12 protein-coding genes are annotated in these 19,218 nt (G+C 42.7%); all 12 read right to left on the reverse strand.

The features are described 5' to 3' along the window. Positions 1-84: 84 nt before the first annotated feature. The 12 genes from J7E81_RS25625 to J7E81_RS25675 all read right to left on the reverse strand — a co-directional run bounded on the left by J7E81_RS25625 (position 85) and on the right by J7E81_RS25675 (position 18,986). Positions 85-3,084: an endo-beta-N-acetylglucosaminidase gene (locus J7E81_RS25625; protein ID WP_215046819.1), complete on the reverse strand. Its 3,000-nt coding sequence runs from the start codon at positions 3,082-3,084 to the stop codon at positions 85-87. Positions 3,085-3,609: 525 nt separating this feature from the next. Beyond that, positions 3,610-4,485: an ROK family protein gene (locus J7E81_RS25630; RefSeq protein WP_215046821.1), complete on the reverse strand. Its 876-nt coding sequence runs from the start codon at positions 4,483-4,485 to the stop codon at positions 3,610-3,612. Next, complete coding sequence (locus J7E81_RS25635) at positions 4,469-5,413, reverse strand: ROK family protein (RefSeq protein WP_215046823.1); 945 nt, start codon at positions 5,411-5,413, stop codon at positions 4,469-4,471. The genes J7E81_RS25630 and J7E81_RS25635 overlap by 17 nt, the downstream gene beginning before the upstream one ends. A gap of 38 nt (positions 5,414-5,451) precedes the next feature. Continuing rightward, positions 5,452-6,861: a glycoside hydrolase family 1 protein gene (locus J7E81_RS25640; RefSeq protein WP_215046825.1), complete on the reverse strand. Its 1,410-nt coding sequence runs from the start codon at positions 6,859-6,861 to the stop codon at positions 5,452-5,454. A gap of 39 nt (positions 6,862-6,900) precedes the next feature. After that, positions 6,901-8,406: a response regulator transcription factor gene (locus J7E81_RS25645; RefSeq protein ID WP_215046827.1), complete on the reverse strand. Its 1,506-nt coding sequence runs from the start codon at positions 8,404-8,406 to the stop codon at positions 6,901-6,903. Then, complete coding sequence (locus J7E81_RS25650; protein ID WP_215046829.1) at positions 8,399-10,195, reverse strand: sensor histidine kinase; 1,797 nt, start codon at positions 10,193-10,195, stop codon at positions 8,399-8,401. The genes J7E81_RS25645 and J7E81_RS25650 overlap by 8 nt, the downstream gene beginning before the upstream one ends. 159 nt (positions 10,196-10,354) lie before the next feature. Then, on the reverse strand, positions 10,355-11,812 hold the full coding sequence (locus tag J7E81_RS25655) for an ABC transporter substrate-binding protein (protein WP_215046831.1): 1,458 nt from the start codon (positions 11,810-11,812) through the stop codon (positions 10,355-10,357). 23 nt (positions 11,813-11,835) lie between these two features. After that, positions 11,836-12,714 carry a carbohydrate ABC transporter permease gene (locus J7E81_RS25660; protein WP_215047001.1) on the reverse strand — a complete coding sequence of 293 codons (879 nt, stop codon included), beginning with the start codon at positions 12,712-12,714 and terminating at the stop codon, positions 11,836-11,838. Between the two features lie 150 nt (positions 12,715-12,864). Next, on the reverse strand, positions 12,865-13,794 hold the full coding sequence (locus tag J7E81_RS25665; RefSeq protein WP_215046833.1) for an ABC transporter permease: 930 nt from the start codon (positions 13,792-13,794) through the stop codon (positions 12,865-12,867). Between the two features lie 176 nt (positions 13,795-13,970). Next, positions 13,971-15,830 carry an alpha-mannosidase gene (locus J7E81_RS31155; protein ID WP_308162281.1) on the reverse strand — a complete coding sequence of 620 codons (1,860 nt, stop codon included), beginning with the start codon at positions 15,828-15,830 and terminating at the stop codon, positions 13,971-13,973. Further along, complete coding sequence (locus J7E81_RS31160; RefSeq protein WP_308162282.1) at positions 15,770-17,080, reverse strand: glycoside hydrolase family 38 N-terminal domain-containing protein; 1,311 nt, start codon at positions 17,078-17,080, stop codon at positions 15,770-15,772. Before J7E81_RS31160 ends, J7E81_RS31155 begins: the two co-directional genes overlap by 61 nt. A 25-nt stretch (positions 17,081-17,105) precedes the next feature. Next, positions 17,106-18,986 (reverse strand): beta-N-acetylhexosaminidase, encoded by a 1,881-nt coding sequence (locus J7E81_RS25675; RefSeq protein ID WP_215046835.1) that lies wholly within the window; start codon positions 18,984-18,986, stop codon positions 17,106-17,108. Between the last annotated feature and the right edge of the window lie 232 nt (positions 18,987-19,218).

Below are 19,218 nucleotides of genomic sequence, written 5' to 3' on the forward strand. Positions count from 1 at the left end.
GGCATTAACCAGCAAAAAAATAAAGAGTATGGCAGATCATTTTCTTATCTGCCATACCTGATAACTTCGCTGGCTAGCAGCGGTTTACTTCGACCATGTTCTTAAAAAATAGTCGGCGCTTGCTTTTAGTCTATTTTTCGTATCTTGTGAAACGCCTTTGAATTCACCGCGGTCAATTTGAGCTTTAAACTTTTCTAATTGCGTGGCTGCTTGCTTCAAGCGGCCTGCCTCATAATGTTCCTTCGCGGTGTTCAATGTGGCCGTTAGCATTTCACCAGCTGTTGCGGTCAATTCTTTTTTCTCAACTAATCCGTTGATGATACCGTAAAGGTCATCTAAGGTCATTCTGACAACCGTAGTGACTTTATTGCCCGAATAGTCCTCCATAACAAACTCAAGGATGCTGTTCGTTGACTGAGTTTTAAAGGTAAGCTCTTGTAAATGCGTGCGTCCGCGCACAATATACGGTTTACGTCCTTGACTGTAAGTGGTATTGAACGATTTAGCTACACCATTTTCATAGACATACAGGTAATGCCAATCCCTTGCGTCCGGTATTCCCCACGTCACGGAAGTCCCATTAATGGTAACTTTTTCGGCTGGATACGCTTCGATTGATTTGTCTACAAACGTGCCCTGATAGCTAATCCAGTCATGGCTGCCGACTTTTATTTTTAGAAGATATTGATCCCCATTAATCGGCATATTGGACAGTTTTGCTTCTGGCTTGCCATTACTTACAGTGACCGTTTCGTTCACTTCTTTGGCAGAGTCATACTCAGTTGAAAGATTGACGATGACCTTTCCATCCACATCCTTAGGATTTTCCCATGAAACCACCATACCGCCGTTATCCGTTTGGACAGCTTTTATGTTATGAACCCCTTTTGTTAAATCATACTGGACAACAGCAGGTTCACTTTCCTGGCCATCCTGACTCACGGCTGTGACGGAAATATCACCTGATAGCCCTTTCAAATTCTTGATGTAAAAGACATCATCATAAATACCGCCAACATAGGCTCCATTATTATAGACATTGTATTGTTTTACATGATCATAATCAGCGAGGTTCCAAGAGATATACATTTCATTAGAATCACGTAAAGCTTCAGTAATCTGAAGTCCTGTAGGTGCCTTCGGTTTCTCAATCGAGTTGTCGCTGATTTTCACCTGGCCAATATTGACCTGATAATTATTGATTTGTCCTTGTGCCCCGTTATCAAAGACGATTCCAAAGGCTTCAATCTCTTTGCCAGCATATTCGGACAAGTCAAGATCGGCTGTCACCCATCCATCGGTCTTTTTACCAGAATTCGGTACGGTCACTTTCACAACTTTTTCCGGTGCATCTTTAAAAAGTAAACCGACGCTCATCACAGATGCATCATCTTGGGATGTTTTATTGTAGGTGATTGAAAATTTGGAGCCCGCTTTTACTTTTAAATCAGTTTTATAAAGGTGTAAAAAGTTTTCCGCATCCAATGTGCCATTTACAACAAGTGAGTTTCCGCCGTTATAGGCACCTACCTTTTGATAATGGTAGCGTGAGCCTGCATTGTAATTAGGACCGAAATCAAAATCAGCCTGAAGCGGCATGCCTGATGTTTGCATCCACCACTGCCATGTCACAGGAATATCCTGAATATTGATATTGGACCATTCTTCATTGTTACTGACCTTGCCATTGACATAATAGGCTAATCCGCGGCCCATGTTAAAATTGGAGACAAAGTTGGAGCCCTGAATAACACTGCGTTCAGCGATATACGCAGCAACACCATCCCAGTTATCGCCTTTTGCCGCTACATCAGAAAGGGCAGCGTTTGCATTTCTGCCCGTATTGGTTGGATCAAGGTTAGGACCTGTCCACCATGCACGGTCACGAATAAACGACATCCATTGGTAATCGCTGTTGTTGCGGCGCATCGTATCCGCTCCGCCGAGATCTTCATCCAAGCCATGATGGGTAAAGTCCGCTCCAAGCATGGCGATACTGTTCATCGGTTTTCCTGTGCTGTCTAAATTATTGCGAAGATCGTTCCGATGGGTATTAAATCGATCGCCGCCTGCTTCCACACCGGCAAACACCGTCTCCAGAGGATTTAAACCTAAGCTCTCTGCCAGTGTCTTCGAATTTAACAACTTTTGTTTGTTCCAATTGTAATTTAAGAACATTGACTGAGCCAGATCGCCATATTGCGGATCCTTTACAAACGGACTATTTCCGGAGGTAAATTCGTTGTCGTATTTTAATTTACCAGTTGTATTATTAACTGCATCGTACCACTGGACATATAAACCACTATTTCGTAAAACCTTTAAAAACTCTTTATAAGTAGGGATATCTTTCACAGCTACCCCGGAAAGCTCTTCTTGGTTAAAGAAATAGCCGTCATATCCATAATACTTAGCCATTTCAATCAGTTTTTCAGCAACAGGGAAGTTCCCATCCTTGTCTTTGACAAGCATTTGCGTATAGGTTTGCGGACCCCTGTCATTGCTTGAGAAGAAAATAACAGCAAGGGATTTGACTCCGTTTTTATGGGCGGCATTGGTATAAGCCGGATTTGGGATATTTAATGCACCAAATTCAAACCATCTTTCATACCATTGAAGGCTCGGATCATATAAATCTTTTGGAACATCGGCTGTCGCCATTCCATGCCAATAAGAGTAATAATCTACATACTGCCAGTACGGAAACGTATACTGCCCGAATTTATTCGTGTAGGCGGTACTGTCCATAAAAGCATTCCCATAGTCACCTGCAATATTAGACATTTGTGTTTCCGGGCTCAAATTAGGGTTTGCCTGTGTGGCGGTAAATGCTTCATTACGTTGTTGTAATGGGACTCTCGACCTGAGCATCTCTGAATCTTTATCTGTTTCCGGTTTCCATTTTAAAATGTCATTCGATGTATAACCGTGCTGGGTTGGCTGATTTAATCCGGTTGCGCTGCTACCTGTATATGGTAGTGTATCCCCCGCCAAGGCTGAGGTTGCAAAGCCGGCCTGCAAGGTAAAAAGCGCCGAAATTGTGACGATCAGTGTTTTTTTCGTTTTTCCCATTCGTGAAAACATCCATTTCCCTCCCCTTTTTTCAGCTTAGCTGCTTAGACAAAAGAAGTAAGTTGATCACCTACAATTATGTAAGGCATCAATAGATTTATTGATTGATAGCCCCGCCCCCTTTTAAGTAAAATAGGTTACATTTCATCCCATAAATCGGCATAAATGTAAGCCTTTCCACTATTTTAGCAATACTATTCCTATCATCCTATTGGCTAAAACATAGATTCATTGGTTAAAGTAAAGAACACTATTGAACAATTCAGAATGTTAAAGTCGTGCTGCACGAAAAATGTCCTTCATCTAGGGATGAAGGACTAAACTAGGGTGTGCCCTCTCAAATCTGTGTAATAGACAGCGGCTATTGGACAAAATTTTAGATTCCCTTTGGTAATTGTCCAATAGCGATAACTCTATTAGACAAAACCCCATCGAACAGCGGGAAATTGTCCATTAGAAGAGTCCAACTTCTCGAATTTATTCAAGCCACCCACACAAAAAAAACGTACCACTCTCCCGAGTAGTACGTTCCCTCTATTAAAATACTTTCCTACTCTCACTCCATGCCTGCCGCGCCAGCAAAAGCGCCCCCGTAATCCCTGCATTATCTCCCAGACCAGGACTTACAATATACTCCGACAGCTCCGGCAACGACACATAATCACGCAGAAACTCCTCCAAATACTGATAGATAGAAGCGAATACTTGTTTTTGGTTCATCACGCCGCCGCCTAAGATGATCCTTTTTGGAGAAAGAATCAGAATATATTGCATCAGGGCCTGGGCGATATAGTAGCCTTCCAGTTCCCATACTTCTTCTCGCTCCGCCAAACGGACTCCTTTTTCTCCCCATCGTTCTTCAATGGCAGGCCCCGCCGCCAGTCCCTCCAGGCAATCACCGTGGTACGGGCATCTTCCCTGATAGGAATCTCTTGGATGACGTCGTACCAAAATATGCCCCATCTCCGGATGTGAATGCCCTTGAAGCAGTTGCCCCTGAACAAGCGCCCCTGCACCAATTCCTGTGCCAACCGTAATATATAAACAGCTGTCCAGCCCTTTGGCTGCACCAAAGGTCGCCTCGCCTAATGCGGCCGCATTTACATCTGTATGAAAGCCAATGGGAACATCAAAGGCATCCTGAATCGTTTGCACAAACGGATAGTCCTTCCACCCTGGTTTTGGTGTAGACGTAATATACCCGTAAGTCGGACTTTCCCGATTGACATCAATTGGGCCAAATGAGCCAATCCCGATCGCCTCCACTGGGTACTTTTTAAAAAAATCGATGACTTTTGGAAGGGTTTCTTCCGGAATAGTCGTGGGAATCTGAATTCGGTCCGTTATCTTTCCCGTTTCGTCTCCGACAGCACAAACAAATTTTGTCCCTCCCGCTTCAATCGCACCAAGCATTTACAACTCCTCCTAGTCTATTATTCTTGAAACCGTCCTTATCATTCAGAAAATGAAACAAGGCCCCGATTAAGTTGGCATCGTTACCAAATTGACACGCTTCTACCTCAATATGTAACGTGGATATATCATTTCTTAATCCCTTTAATTCACGATTGATCCCGGCAATCACGTCCTGCCGCTTGCTAACTCCCCCGCCAATCAGGATTTTTTGCGGGTCTAAGGCATATTTTAAATTATAGATACCAATTGCCAACCTCTTATAAAGCTCAGCAATACAGTCTTGGGCAATAAGGTCGCCTTCTTCGGCCAAACGAAAGACCTTTTCTCCGTTCAGCGTCCCTTTCTCAAGCAACTTTCTCCTTTCCACTTCCTCCACAAGGGCATTAGTGGAAGCGACATGGCTCCAGGTTGCTTGCAGCGGTTCTTGGAAGGGAGCTCCCATAATCATGTAACCGAACTCCCCGCCGTGCAGCGAGGCCCCGCGTAAAATCGATTGGTTCAGGACAATACTTCCGCCAATTCCTGTGCCTATCACAATACAAATATAGTAATCCGTTCCTTTGGCCGCACCTAGCCAGCCTTCCGCCAGGGCAGCGCAATTGGCATCATTTTCAATCGTTGTCTGAAGTCCCGTCCGTTCCTTTATGAGTCCGGTCATGTTGACTCCATGGATATAGGGAATCGCACTGGCCCCGCCAATAATGCCTGTTTTTACATCTACAGATCCTGGAGAACTTACGGCAATTCCTTGCAGTTCAAAGTCATCCGCATATTGTTCTACAATTCTTTGTAAAGTCAGCAAAAAGCTCTCCAAGCCTTCTTTGGGAGTTGCCAGCTTTCCGCTGATCAGTTTCTTGGCCGTTTCATCCATAACCGCATATTTGATATACGTGCCGCCAATATCGAATACCATGTAGGCTTTCATTAGAATCCCCCTACGTGTAAATTGTTCGTCTCACCAAGCTAAAATCCTTTGTTCTCTGCCAGCAGTTTATACCATCGGCCGGATTTTTTTATGGTTCTTTTTAGACCATTCTTCAAATCTACTTCTACCAACCCGTAGCGGTTCTTATAGGCGTTTGTCCATGACCAGTTATCCATGAAGGTCCAGATATGATATCCAAGACAATTGGCTCCTTCCTGAATTCCTTTATGTACCCACTTTAAATGTTCTTTCACAAACTCAATCCGATAGTCATCCTCAATGAATCCTTCTTCGTTACGAAACTTCTCTTCTCCCTCAACCCCCATGCCATTCTCGGAGATGAAGAAGGGGATGTTTCCATAATGGTCACGAAGATCGATCATAATGTCATAGATGACTTCCTCGCATATCTCCCAGCCACGATGCGGATTGATTCTCCGCCCTGGCATGATATAAGGATCAAAAAGATGTTCCGGCATAAACGGAGTATTCTCCGGCTCCGGCTGCTCCTTCGCTTTTACACGGCGCGGCTGGTAGTAGTTCACACCTAAAAGATCAATCGGATTCTCTCTGATCACGTCCAAATCGCTGGCCTCCACCGTTGGAAGCAGCTCTCTTTCTTTTAAGAGATCAACCAAATCACGCGGATACTCCCCTTTTGTGACTGGATCAAGAAAACTGCGGTTAAAGAACAGATCCGAAATATGGGCTGCGGCTACATCTTCCGAATCATCCTTGCTTCTTGGATAGGTAGGCGTTAGGTTCAGGATGATGCCGATGTTCCCTGCTATCTTCTCTTTCTTAAAGGCCTCTACCGCCCTTGCATGGGCCACAATCGTATGGTGCGCAACAACAGCTGCCCGTTTGAAATCTGTTACATTCGGATAATGCCAATTATATAAATAGCCTGCCTCGACTGGAACAATCGGTTCGTTAAAAGTAAACCAGTATTTCACGCGGCCTCCAAATAAACGGAAGCAAGTTCTTGCATAATTCACATAGGCATCGACGACTTCCCGGCTTTCCCAGCCGCCTATTTCCTGCATACACATCGGCATATCAAAATGATATAAATTCACAAACGGCTCTATTTTCTGGGCCAGCAGCTCATCGAAGACTTGATTGTAAAAGGCAACGGCCTTCTCGTTTACTTCCCCAGTTCCATCCGGAATTAACCGGGACCATTGAATTGAGGTTCGAAAGGAGTTATGCCCCGTTTCTTTCATTAACTGAATGTCTTCTTTAAAGCGATGATAGAAATCAGATGTCTGCTCCGGGCCGACCTGATGATGAAAACAATCAGGCTCTACGCTGTACCAATAATCCCAGATACTTTGCTTTCTTCCATCCATCATTGCGGCCCCTTCCGTTTGCGGACCGGATGCGGCACTTCCCCACCAAAATTTTTCAGGAAAACGATAGTTTAGTTGATTAATATTTTTTTCCATCTAGATCACCGCTTCTCTCTATTAAATGGTCATGCACGATTAAATTTTCCTCCACTCACTCGGTGTCGTGCCAATGATTTTCTTGAATTGCTTATAAAAGTAAGTAGTATCTGAATACCCGACCTTTTTTCCTATATCCCCTGCTCGATAATGGGTGGTTTTCAGTAATTCCTTTGCTTTCTCCAATCGGTAGCGATTAAGATATTCTGAAAAGACAACCCCTACTTCCTTTTGAAACAACTGCCCCAGATAAATGGCATTGACATGGAACTGCTGCCCTAGTGTTTTTAAGGACAGCCCCTGGTCATAGTGTGCATGGATGTACTGGAGCACATTCTGTACAATGGGGCTTCGCAAATGAACATGATTATGAATGGTCAAGATTAACTCGTAGCAATATTCAGTCAAGATGGTCCTCATCTGCCCGATATCCGAGCAATAAACAATCCGTTCAACGACAGCGGTATAAAGCGAAAGGTCATCCGGCTGCAGGGAATAATGAATATAAGAAATTAAATCAAATGTATATTTTTTTGCCACATGAGGGGAGATGATGGTTGATTTTTCTGTTAATCCCTTAAAGAATAAATCAATCAATTTTAATGATTCTTCCTCCTCATTCATGAGCTGCTTTACAATATTCTCCTTGAACTCCTGCTGACGTTTCAGATCTTCCTGGCGGTCGACTGCTAGTTTATCGGTCAGGAGCACATTCGGTTCTGAGTATAGCTGAAGAGAGCTATTTTCCCTAGCTACCATAAAACTTTCTTCAAATTCATCCATCGTACAGACGGGCTTTCCCATCGACAAATAGAATAAGCCTGTCCTTCTTTGTTCATTGCGGAGGTCCTCCACAAGGCTTTGATGCTGCTTTTCCAGTTCCTCTTCACTCGCACCGCCGAAAAAAATCACAATTTCTTGATGAGGACTATAGAAACATAATGCCGAGTATTGCTCTTCAATATGGTGCCTGACACCATTTACAACCTCTGGATTGTGGTAATGTTCAATAGTTAGGATTGAAACCGCGTACATTGTCTGGTTAAATTCGATTTGGTATAAGGCCAATCTTTCGAGGCAGTTATGCCTGTCTATTTCGCCATTTAGATAACTCCATAACGTATTGTCCAGCAGGGTGGCTGTTTCTTGTGCCTTACTGCCTGCTGCTTCAGCTTTTAATTTCCGTCCGAGGACTTGAAGCGTTGTCAATAATTCCTCTTCATCCACAGGCTTTACCAAATAATTTTCAATTCCTAATAACAACCCTCGTTTGATAAAATCAAACTCTTGATATCCTGTTAAAACCATACTTTTGGTCTCAGGCCGGATGCTATTTACCTCTTGTATCAGGTCTAAGCCGGACATTTCCCCCATCAATATATCCGTGATGAGGATATCGATGGGATATTTCTTAATATAGGAGAGCGCCTCCTCCCCGCTTTCTGCTGTATGGACGATTTCAAACCCGTAATCTTCCCAATCCAAGATGGCCGCCAGTCCTTTTGTGATGATGGGTTCATCATCAGCAAGTAACACCTTAAACATGGTAAAGGCCCTGCACTGGAATGGACAATGTGACCCTTGTTCCTGTGTCTTTGCTGCTTTTTACCGAGAGCCCAAACTGGTCCCCATACTTGTGTTTCAAACGTTGATGGATATTTCTTAACCCGATTGATTTCATTTCATCGCCCTCTTCACCATTAATATGTTGAACAACTTTGGCCAGTTCATCTTCAGACATACCTTTACCGTTATCTTCTATACAAATTTCGATTTTTTCACCAAGATTGGCCCCATAAATGTTTAATTCATTATCGGACCGATCCTTTTTAAAACCATGAATAAAGTAATTCTCAATAATCGGCTGAAGGATCAATTTTTGAACAGGGGTTTGTTCTACCTCGTCTGGAATATCGAAGTGGACTTCGAGCTTATCCGGATGCTTAAACTGCATTAAGGTTAAATATTGTTTGACATATTCCACTTCGGTATAGAATGGGACGGTATCCTTTGATTCCAGCGAGTAGCGAAACAATTTGGATAAATGAAAAATCATTTTACTGGACGTTTTGGAGCCCTCCAAGACCGCTACCATTCTGATTGCTTCAAGCGTATTGAATAAAAAATGAGGATTGATTTGAGCTTGTAGCGCTTTTAATTCCGCCTGCTGCTGCTTCATATTGAGCATGTAAAATTGTTCTATATAATTATTCAATTCATTAAGCATGGAATTCATATTAGAGGCAATGCTCGATAATTCATCTTCATGTTTGGACTCGGGAATCCGTGCATCCAGGTTCCCCTTTTCCACTTGACGAATCGTCGCAACAATCTTATTAATCCGTTTCGAATAATTTTGCATAAACGAATAAGACAGTAAAATGGCCGCCATAATAAGTAAAATGATTACGACCCACATAGTTCCCCTGACAATGGATAACTTTTGCCACCCTTGGTCGGTAATAACACTGACAAACGTATAATCACCCTTGTTAGCGATGGTATTGACATAATACTTTTCAAATTTATACTTTATCTTCGTTTCATTTGTTTCTTGTTTTAATTGATGGACAAGCGCGAGAGGGACTCCCTCATTATGTGAATAAACAATTTGGCCGTCTTGATCGATTAAAAAGAAAGAAGCCGGTGCACCTTCATCCCTTTTGACCATCTTATCTAAATGTTCAGTAGAGTAATAGATGGAGATTTCCCCAAGTTTCTCAAGGGTGACTGGGTTATTAATGACCACCTTTTTTGTAATGGTATCTTTTAATTCCCGCCCTTGTGGCAGTCCAGCCTCATTTAAGTGAGAGTATCCCCCCGGCAGGGTATCATGTGTATACGGCTTCGGTTCAACGATACTCTTATTCCAGCGAAGATAATTATTGATAAGTAAATATTCGATTCCTACACGATCCAATGAACGTAAGCTAATGGCGTTAATATCACTGTCTTGGCTAAAAAAGCCATTAAAATAGGTATCAAGATTGCTAGGAAAATACGTGCGGTCCTCCGAAAATCGATCAAGGCGGTATTCTAGATATTTCCCATAGCCATTATGGAGGGCAAAGGAGATATCATCGATCAGATCCCCTTGAACGTAAATATCCCTGATCGCTTTATTGATATCTGAATCTTTGGCAGAAAAATAATCCTCTACCCGTTCGATCGTCCTAGTATTCACATTGACTTCCTTCTGAATGATGATATCGGAATAATAGTTTGTAATAGTCACAATTAAGACGATTACCGTTACAATAATCGTAATGGAGGAAGTTAAAAAAAGTTTATTAAATATTTTTTGATGAAAACGGCTGTTTTGTTTTAATTTCATTTTTCCAATCCCTCGGGTTGTCCATATTTTTCAGTTCAAGTGTAACACAATAGAGAGGATCGAAGACTAGCTAACTTTCTTTGCCGTTCCAGGTAAATTCATCCTATCCTCGAAATAAAATCAAGCCGGAATACTCCACCCAGCTTGATTTTTTTTTACTTATTTTTGTGAGCTTTTCCACTCGTCGTATTGCTTTTGAATTTCTTTTAACACCTTGTCAAGTCCAGCCTCTTTCAGCTTTTTATTGAATTTTGGCAGGTATGTTTCCGGATCAACCGAACCTGTGGCCAATGCCGGGTAAAACTCTTTCGAGATGTTGGTAATGGAAGCAAGCTCTGAGCGAACTGGATCACTGTTAAATTTGAAACCAAGTGATGGTGCCTTTACAGCAGAAGCGTTAAATTCCTTGAACTTTTCCCATTTATCTTTTGGATCGTCCTTGTACAAATCCAAGATAAAGTGGTTGCCTAAAGAGTAAGATGGCATATTATATCCGTCGATACGTGCAGGCAGGTCTTCAATCGTGCCATCTGCATTCTTCTTGTAATGTACTCCTTCAATTCCTTTATCAACAAGGTTGCGGAGATATGGATCTGTATTGAGCAGCGTTAAAAATTCCATAGCTTTTTCCGGATTCTTAGATGTTGCGGAAATCGCTTGAATCGAACCAGAAACAGAATCATTAACAATCGTTGGTTGTTCAGCAGGAACAGATACTACTTCATACTTGGCAGAACGGGACCATAGTAAATCAGCATATGGCTGGGAACCGCCCATGCGGACAAACCAGTTTTGTACATCCATTGGCCAGCTGTCTTTACTTGTTGCGGCATCTTCTTTAAGATAGCCAGCTTTATAGTACTCGCGCATGGTTTTAAATTGTTTCATAGCAGCATCCGTGTCAAATGGATTGATCACTTTGTTAGTATCACCTTCAAACGGGAAGGCAAAAGGCATTTCATTATTGAAGACATAGTCAAAGCGTAAAGGTGCTTTAAAGGTTGCCATTGGTGTAACACCAGATTCATTTTCTTTAATCGTCTTCAGCATTGGCTCAAGGTCTTGTAACGTTTTTACCTTCGAAAGATCAAATTGATATTTATCAACAAGGCGTTTGTTAAATGTATATACATCTTGTCTGGCCACCTCTTTGTTAGTAGGGACGCCGTAAAGTTTACCGTCAACTTTATTTCCTTCTAATAAGTCAGGGTTGATTACGTCTTTTAGTGCTTTACCTTCCTTATTTAACAGATCATCAATGGCGAGGAATGCACCTTTTTGGGCATTTTGAACGTAAGAGGTGCCATTTGTAAAGATAATATCAAAGGATTCCCCTGAATTAATCATGACTTGTGACTTTTGATCCCAATCGCCCCAGTCAATTTGCGTCATTTTCACTGTGGCATTGATTTTTTTCTTTGTATATTTGTTCACCTCTGCAAAAACCTTATCAGTATCTTTTTGCGGGGTTCCAATGGTGTACCATTTAATTTCATATGGGGCGCCATTTTTACCGCCTTTTTCTGATGTGGCACTGTCTTTGCTGCTGCAGGCAGATAATAGGGTTCCAGCTGCCAGGACGGATGCGAGAATAATGCCAAGTTTCTTTTTCTTCATTCCTTTTCTCCTCTTTCTGTTAGTTATTCTTTAACGCCGCCAATGGTCAGTCCGCTAATAAAGTACTTTTGAAAGAACGGGTACGACACTGCAATTGGTAAGGTGGCGATCACAACCATAGCCATTTTGGCTGATTCTTGCGGGATGGTATCAAATAAACTTGTCTGCATGATAGCTACATCCATATTTTTTCTCATAAACTCAAGATTTGCCTCTATTTTCATCAGTAAAGCTTGAAGCGGTACCAGATTAGGGTCATCAATATAAAGCAAAGCGGTAAACCAGTCATTCCAATAACCCAGTGTACTAAACAGTGCAATCGTAGCAATTCCCGGTAAGGAAAGCGGGAAGATGATTTGGAAAAAGATTCGCCATTCACTTGCTCCATCTATTCTGGCCGATTCTAAAATTGATTCAGAAACAGACTTTAAGAAGAAAGTTCTCATGATGATAATATAAAACGCATTCATTGCAAGTGGAAGGATCAACGCCCAAATCGAATTTTTTAAATGTAAAAATTGAGTGACGACGATGTAAGTCGGTACCAACCCGCCGCTGAACAGCATCGTAAAGAATGCCAGGAATGTGAAAAATTTTCGATACTTAAATTGCGGTCTTGAAATCGCGTAGGCATAAAAGGTTATCATGAACACACTGATAATGGTACCGAAAATGGTAATAAAAATCGTGACACCATAAGAGCGGAAAAAAGACTCCTTCATCCCCCATAGATACCGATAAGCATCCGTGCTCCATTCGTTTGGGATCAGTTGAAAACCATTCCTGACAATACTTTCCTCACTTGTAAACGAAATAATAATCACATAGATAAAAGGAAAGACACATGTAACCGCGAGAATCCCTAGCAGCACAGCAATAATAGTATTTGCGGCCGGATGCATATGTTGAGGGTCTCGATACTTTTTCCTTGTTACCCCTCTTTTAATTTCTTCTACTGGTTTTGAAATAGCAAGCGATGAATGGGTTTGTTCTAGTTTTGGCATATAAGCAGCCGCCGGGCGACTTTTCCTCCCTTCGTAAAGAAATGAACATTAAAACAAGGCACTCTCCTCATCCACTTTTCGGACAATATAGTTCGTAATCATAACAAGGATAAATCCAACAGCCGACTGGTATAGACCCGCCGCCGTACTCATCCCAATATCCCCAAGATTCATAAGACCGCGGTATACGAATGTATCAATAACATTTGTTACTCCATACAAAGCTCCCGAATCTCTTGGCACTTGATAAAACAATCCGAAATCCGAGTTGAAGATCCGGCCAATATTCATAATCGTTAAGATAATCATTAAAGGTTTAAGCATTGGCAAGGTAACATGTTTAATCTGCTTCCATTTGGAGGCGCCATCAATCATCGCTGCCTCATAATAGCTCCGATCAATCCCGACGATGGATGCTAAATAAACAATACTGCCGTAACCTATCCCTTTCCACATGCTCATAAATACAAGAATAAACGGCCAATACTTCGACTCGCTATACCACGAAACAGGGTCAACATGGAACCAGCCAAGAATATGATTTAACAAACCGTGTTCCGTACTTAAGAAAGTGAAAACAAAGTAACTGCCAATAACCCAAGAAATAAAATGTGGGAACAAGATAGAGGTTTGATAAACCTTTGACAACCTCTTATTGATTAACTCACTGAGCAGGATGGCTGTTGCCACCGCAGTTACTAACCCTAATACAATAAAGACAACGTTATAGAGTATCGTATTTCGTGTAATAATCCAGGCGTCATTTGTACTAAATAGATATTTGAAGTTATCTAAGCCAACCCATTCACTATTCATCACGCTGGCAAAAAAACCATCGGGATCAATCCGAAATTTTTTAAAGGCCAAAACCTGTCCAAACATCGGCAAATACGAGAATAGCAGCAGCCAAATGGTGCCTGGTAAAACCATCAGCAGCCAAATTCGATTTTTATAAAGATCGTTCAGTATCCGTTTCATCTTTGTCCTCCTCCCGCTTTTATGTAAGCACTTCCATACCTTTATTCTATAGTGAAAAGTGGCCTATTTATAGTTGACTAATTTAGGATTAAGTGCAAAAATCTTAGAAGTTTTTACAACAATTAGGCGAAAAAAGACAATAACCGACTGGAATGGTCCAGCCGGTTATTTTTTTCCTATAAAACTCTTAAAGTCTTAATCTCATAAGGCTTGATTTCAACCTCAATGGGGGATGAAGATTCTTCTCCAATTGATTCTTCCATTAAATTGGTCTCCACCCATGAGGTGATGCCTCTAAGAACGTCCAGAGAGACTTTCCCCCTCCGCCCTTCATATTCATGCAGGCGGATGATAATTCCGTTGCCATCGTGAGCCGGCTTAATCGCATCAATCCAAACATGGTCCGAATCGATTGCCAGGAATGACTCCTCTTTTTCCCATTTTCCTTCCACAGCCAGAATAGGGTCATTTAGATCCCATGCTTTTTCCACCGTCTTCGCATCGCGCCAATCCCCTATATGAGGATAAAGTGAATAAACAAACGAATGTGTTCCCTGATCCGCTTGCGGATCTGGATGAATCGCCGCTTTTAATAAAGTGATCCTCATCGTATTTTCTTTGATGTCATAGCCATATTTGGAATCGTTCAGTAAACTTACCCCATAGTCCGGCTCTGACAGGTCAGCCCATTGATGGGCAACGGTTTCAAATTTGGCCATATCCCAGCTCGTATTCCAATGGGTCGGGCGCTTTACATTTCCATATTGAATATCATAGGTCGCCTCGGTTGCGCGGATATCCACAGGGAAAGCGGCCTTCAGTAATTTTCTCTTTTCATGCCATTCCACCGTTGTATCAAAATCAATGCGGCGGTCATTTTTGTAGAATATCATCCGCTGAGAAATTTCAGAATGGTGATACGTCCACTTGGCAAGCATCGTAAACGTCAATTCCCCATTCTCCACTACTTCAAACGTCTCTAACCGGCGGATTTCTTCCATTTTTTCTTGATAGAAAAGATCGATATCCCAAGCATCATGGGCAAGCGGCTTATCTTCAAAAATTTGCAGGATATTCCCCTTTTGATTTTCAGAAAGAACCTGACGCCCCGCTTCCTTATCAAAAAGCGACGTCATTTGACCAAATTCACTCCATTCCACAAGGTAATACGGTGTCTCCAACTTACCTTCCTGATAGGTAAAATTCGATTCCGCTTCCTGTACGGTCCCCACAGGCTCAAAAAATAAATTCTTGGCACCAAAGGATGGCAGGGTGTCGACCTCAATAAGCCAGCCGTTATCCCGTTTTTGATGGGTTAGGATTTCTCCCTTACTGTCCTTCCAAACACCAGCAGCAAAATCGGCAAATTGAGGGACTGTCACATTTCTCCTACTCTGCTGATGGGTCGCGTTAAAGAGCACAACAGAGCGGTCAGCTTGGTTCACACCATGCTGAATGATACGGGATTCCAGGCTTTGAACTAACTCATGCGCCTCTTGGTATTCTTCCTTGGCATCCTCATACACCTCATGAATGGAGGAGCCGGGAATAATATCATGGAATTGATTACGCAAAATAATCTTCCAGCCGTCTTTCAGCTCATCCCTTCCGCTCCACTCTCCATTCTCAGACAGCCACGAAGTGAGGAATTCCGCCCGTCTATATAAAATCTCCAGTTTTCGGTTCATCTGCTTCATAAAGGCCTGGCTTGTATAGGTGCCCCGATGGTATTCAAGATATAGCTCCCCATCCCATTTATGGATATAGCCATTTGCTTCTGATACATTTTGGTGGAGCTTGTCAAAAAATTCCCCCGCTGTCGACGTTTTCACATTCGGCATCCCTGGCAGCGAATCAAATCGACGGCGCATTTCTAGCATATGACGGTTGACCCCGCCTCCGCCATCACCATATCCATAGGAGAGAAGCAAATCTTTAGATAAGTCCTTATCACGATACCCTTTCCAAGCACCATTCACCGTTTTCGCCGTAATAAAGCCATTATACGTATAGAACCAAGAGTCTGGGAATTCCATGGTTCCGGCGTCGTAATAAAATGCGTTAAAATCTCCGTCCCATCGATCCCTTTCCAGTGAAAGGTATCATGCGGCATCCGGTTATACTGGTTCCAGCTGATTTTTGTCGTCATCATCGTTTTAATGCCTGATTTTTGTAGGATTTGCGGCAGGGCCCAGCTGTAGCCGAACACATCCGGCAGCCATAGATACTGGCAATCAACACCAAACTCTTCTTTAAAAAAGTTTTTCCCGTGAAGGATTTGGCGGACAAGCGATTCGCCGCTCGGAATATTGCAATCAGCCTCAAGCCACATCGCACCGCCAGCTTCCCACTTGCCTTCTGCCACTCTCTCCTTTATTTGAGCATAAATCTCAGGATAATCTGTTTTGATATAATCATAGAGCTGCGGCTGTGTTTGCAAAAATAAATAGTCAGGGAATTGATTCATTAGATGCAAGACCGTTGAAAAGGAACGGGCAGCCTTCTCTCTTGTATTTTTCAAGCGCCAAAGCCACGCCACATCAATATGGGTATGACCGATGGTGTGGATGGTGATATCGGATGATTTGGAAAATGATTGAATCGCCTCTGTAAGGCTTTCCTCTGCCACATAACAGGACTGATAAAACTCCGGACTGCCGGGCTCGGTCCAATTAATCAACTGCAAGGCATCAGAGATCAACTTTTTCAAAATGGGAGAGGCGGAGTCTGACTCACTTGTTTCTTTTAACACCTCATAGGCGGCCAAAAGCGTATAGTAGAGGTTATCTACCCGACGATCCAGCCAGCCGATCGCTTCCATTTCCAGTTTAAATTCATTTTCCCTCGATTCTCCGCCGCCCTCAAGCCCTGACCAGAGCCGGAAATCCAAGCGAATCGGCCCCTTGGCGGTTTCGTCATCAAAAAGGACTTCTTCATGGTTGGAATCGACACCTTGATAAGGCTTGCCATTGATAAAGAGAAGGGATTCAAAGCCTGAATTATTCCCCCCGCCCGTTTTTCCAAACGAGAAAAGACCCGCAATCTGCTGATCGGCATAGGGCAAATGAGTATCAATCTCTGCATGAAGCCAAATATAGCGATCGCGGCCTTTCCAGTAGTCGCCGATTTTCAGCACATGTTGTTCATTATAGGCAGCCGGAGGATGGGCACCGATGGCCCCATCATCTTCCTGTGTGTAAAATGAGTGGATCGCCGTCATGTCCCGGTACCGATAACCCTCTAATTCCGTGATACGTGCTTCAAATTTTCTATCTGTTAAAAACATACTTTCACCTCGTTAGGACTAGTTATTATAATGAAAAGTTTCCTGCGGTGACGATCCGGTGATACACATTGCCGCCTGCCACTCCGTCAACCATTTCCCATGGCCCATCATGACGCAAGCGTTTTTCTTCTAATTCCTCTATCCGGGAAATCCTTCCTTCGAGCCACTCCTTAATTCGGTATTTGACAGAATCAATCCGAGTTAGGATGCCGCCATAACGAATATCGATCACTTCCCAGCCAAATGGCTTGTACGCTGCAAACCAGATGTCTCGGTGCTTTTTCCTTAAAAGATCAACATTCGCTTGGATTCGATCCAAGGTACTAAGAATGGATTTCATTTGCTCATCATCGGAATTTCGATATGCCTCTAGGATGTTGATGCCGATTTCCGCTTTGTCAGCGAGAACCCTCGCCAGTTGTTCATATAAATCAAACAAGCCTTCCCATGCCGGATTCTCCTGCTTGGCTTTTTCAAACACGGGCACCAGCTGCTGATAGTGCTCTCCTAAAGCAAGTCCGCGGACGTTCTCATCATATAAACCGATTAAACTATCTTGGTAGAGCAGCACTTTCGACGTCATCGAGGAATTCATGTTATCCTTCATGACACCAGGTGTTTCATCCAATCGTTTTAAATTCATAAAATCTGTAAAATGTCCATCACCGCAAAATTCAAAACGCTCTGACACCTTTTCAATCGACACTTCCTTTTGATAGGTGTGCTCGGCAAATAATTGCAGGATCGGAGAGGCAGCCGCAAACGGCGTTTCTGCCCCATTATCCCCCCACAAGGTTACGAAGATTTCCTTAATTCCTTCCTGTTTACAGGCAGCCAGTGCCGCTTCGGTTGTGGCAATCGCCTTGCCATAGTTCGGCGCTAGTCCATTCCACGTCCAAGCCCCGCCGGCAAAAATTGGCGAAGAACCGAGAAGCTTATGGTTTTGAAAATCCCGTTCATATACATCTTGTTCGTTTCGATAATAGTTCCAATAAACAAGCTCCACATCCGGGATTCCTTCTAAAATATCCTTCCGAATGCTGCCGCTGTCATCTTTATAGGGGCTGTTTTCCGCAAACAGCGGGAAATACATATCACTCCAAATCATCGGTTTCAGTTCGAGCCTATCGGTAATCGAGACCACCTTTTGGAGATGCCGATTCATCAGATCAACATGGTTTTCAAACCCATGCTTTTCTAGATACTTACCTAAGCCAAGCTGAAAGGTCTCGTCCATGCCAATATGAATCCGCTTCGTTTGAAAGGGCTCTGAGGCTGCTCTTAGACAGCTCTCTAAAAACTCATACGTTTTGGGCTCATCAACGAGTAAGATGTCATCTGTGTCTTTGAAGCTTTGAGCATAATTCCATTTAAGAGCTTCCCGTAAGTGGCCTAGTGTTTGAATACAAGGGATCATTTCAATCCCGAGATTTTCGGCATATTGATCACATGCTCGTAACTCCTCTAACGTATACCTTCCCCGCATATAGCCAAAATACGGATATTCCTTTACCTCGTACGTGTCCTCCGTATAGAGCATCAGGGTGTCTAATCCCATCACCGCCATCCGCTGGAGCAGCTTCTCTACTTCCGTAACGGTCGGAACGGCATTTCTCGACGCATCAAGCATCACACCACTCATGGTAAATTGAGGGTTTTCTGTTAAATCGAATTCATTGCTTTTTTGAAGATGCTCAAGCCACAGTCCTAAAGCCCGGAAAAAATGAATCGGTTTTTCAAACGAAATCTCCCCTTGGCCACTTTTATTTGCAGCCCTTAACGGCCCTTGCTGATTTCTCACTTGAATCGGATAACCGTCAGTAGAAAGCTGAATATTGAATCGGTTGGATAGCAGCTTCAGTCCTTCTGCTATAGAAGATGTGTCTCCCTTAAAGTATAGTTCCACTTGTAATCCCCCCTGTTTTTGTCCAGATTGTAGTCGATTTAGTGTTGCAGATGTTTTTTAGCTATGTTTAAACACAAAAAGGCGTGAATGTGAGTATTTTTTTACTCTAAATAAATAGGGTGATAGATTTATCAGCGGTTTTTTTTAGTTTTTCAGCAGTTTTTTAAAATTTATCAGCATTTTATAGAGTTTATCAGCAGTTTTGCGGTAATTATCAGCAGTTCCTTCATAT

Origin of the sequence: Bacillus sp. ISL-18 (assembly GCF_018613415.1) — a bacterium.
In the GTDB taxonomy this organism is placed as follows: domain Bacteria; phylum Bacillota; class Bacilli; order Bacillales; family Cytobacillaceae; genus Neobacillus.

Coding starts and splice junctions, on each gene's coding strand:
- J7E81_RS25655 (WP_215046831.1), bottom strand. CDS start 11,812: ATGAAGAAAAAGAAACTTGGCATTATTCTCGCATCCGTCCTGGCAGCT.
- J7E81_RS31155 (WP_308162281.1), bottom strand. CDS start 15,830: ATGGAATTCCCAGACTCTTGGTTCTATACGTATAATGGCTTTATTACG.
- J7E81_RS25665 (WP_215046833.1), bottom strand. CDS start 13,794: ATGAAACGGATACTGAACGATCTTTATAAAAATCGAATTTGGCTGCTG.
- J7E81_RS25635 (WP_215046823.1), bottom strand. CDS start 5,413: ATGAAAGCCTACATGGTATTCGATATTGGCGGCACGTATATCAAATAT.
- J7E81_RS25625 (WP_215046819.1), bottom strand. CDS start 3,084: ATGTTTTCACGAATGGGAAAAACGAAAAAAACACTGATCGTCACAATT.
- J7E81_RS25630 (WP_215046821.1), bottom strand. CDS start 4,485: ATGCTTGGTGCGATTGAAGCGGGAGGGACAAAATTTGTTTGTGCTGTC.
- J7E81_RS25640 (WP_215046825.1), bottom strand. CDS start 6,861: ATGGAAAAAAATATTAATCAACTAAACTATCGTTTTCCTGAAAAATTT.
- J7E81_RS25650 (WP_215046829.1), bottom strand. CDS start 10,195: ATGAAATTAAAACAAAACAGCCGTTTTCATCAAAAAATATTTAATAAA.
- J7E81_RS25660 (WP_215047001.1), bottom strand. CDS start 12,714: ATGCATCCGGCCGCAAATACTATTATTGCTGTGCTGCTAGGGATTCTC.
- J7E81_RS25645 (WP_215046827.1), bottom strand. CDS start 8,406: ATGTTTAAGGTGTTACTTGCTGATGATGAACCCATCATCACAAAAGGA.
- J7E81_RS31160 (WP_308162282.1), bottom strand. CDS start 17,080: ATGTTTTTAACAGATAGAAAATTTGAAGCACGTATCACGGAATTAGAG.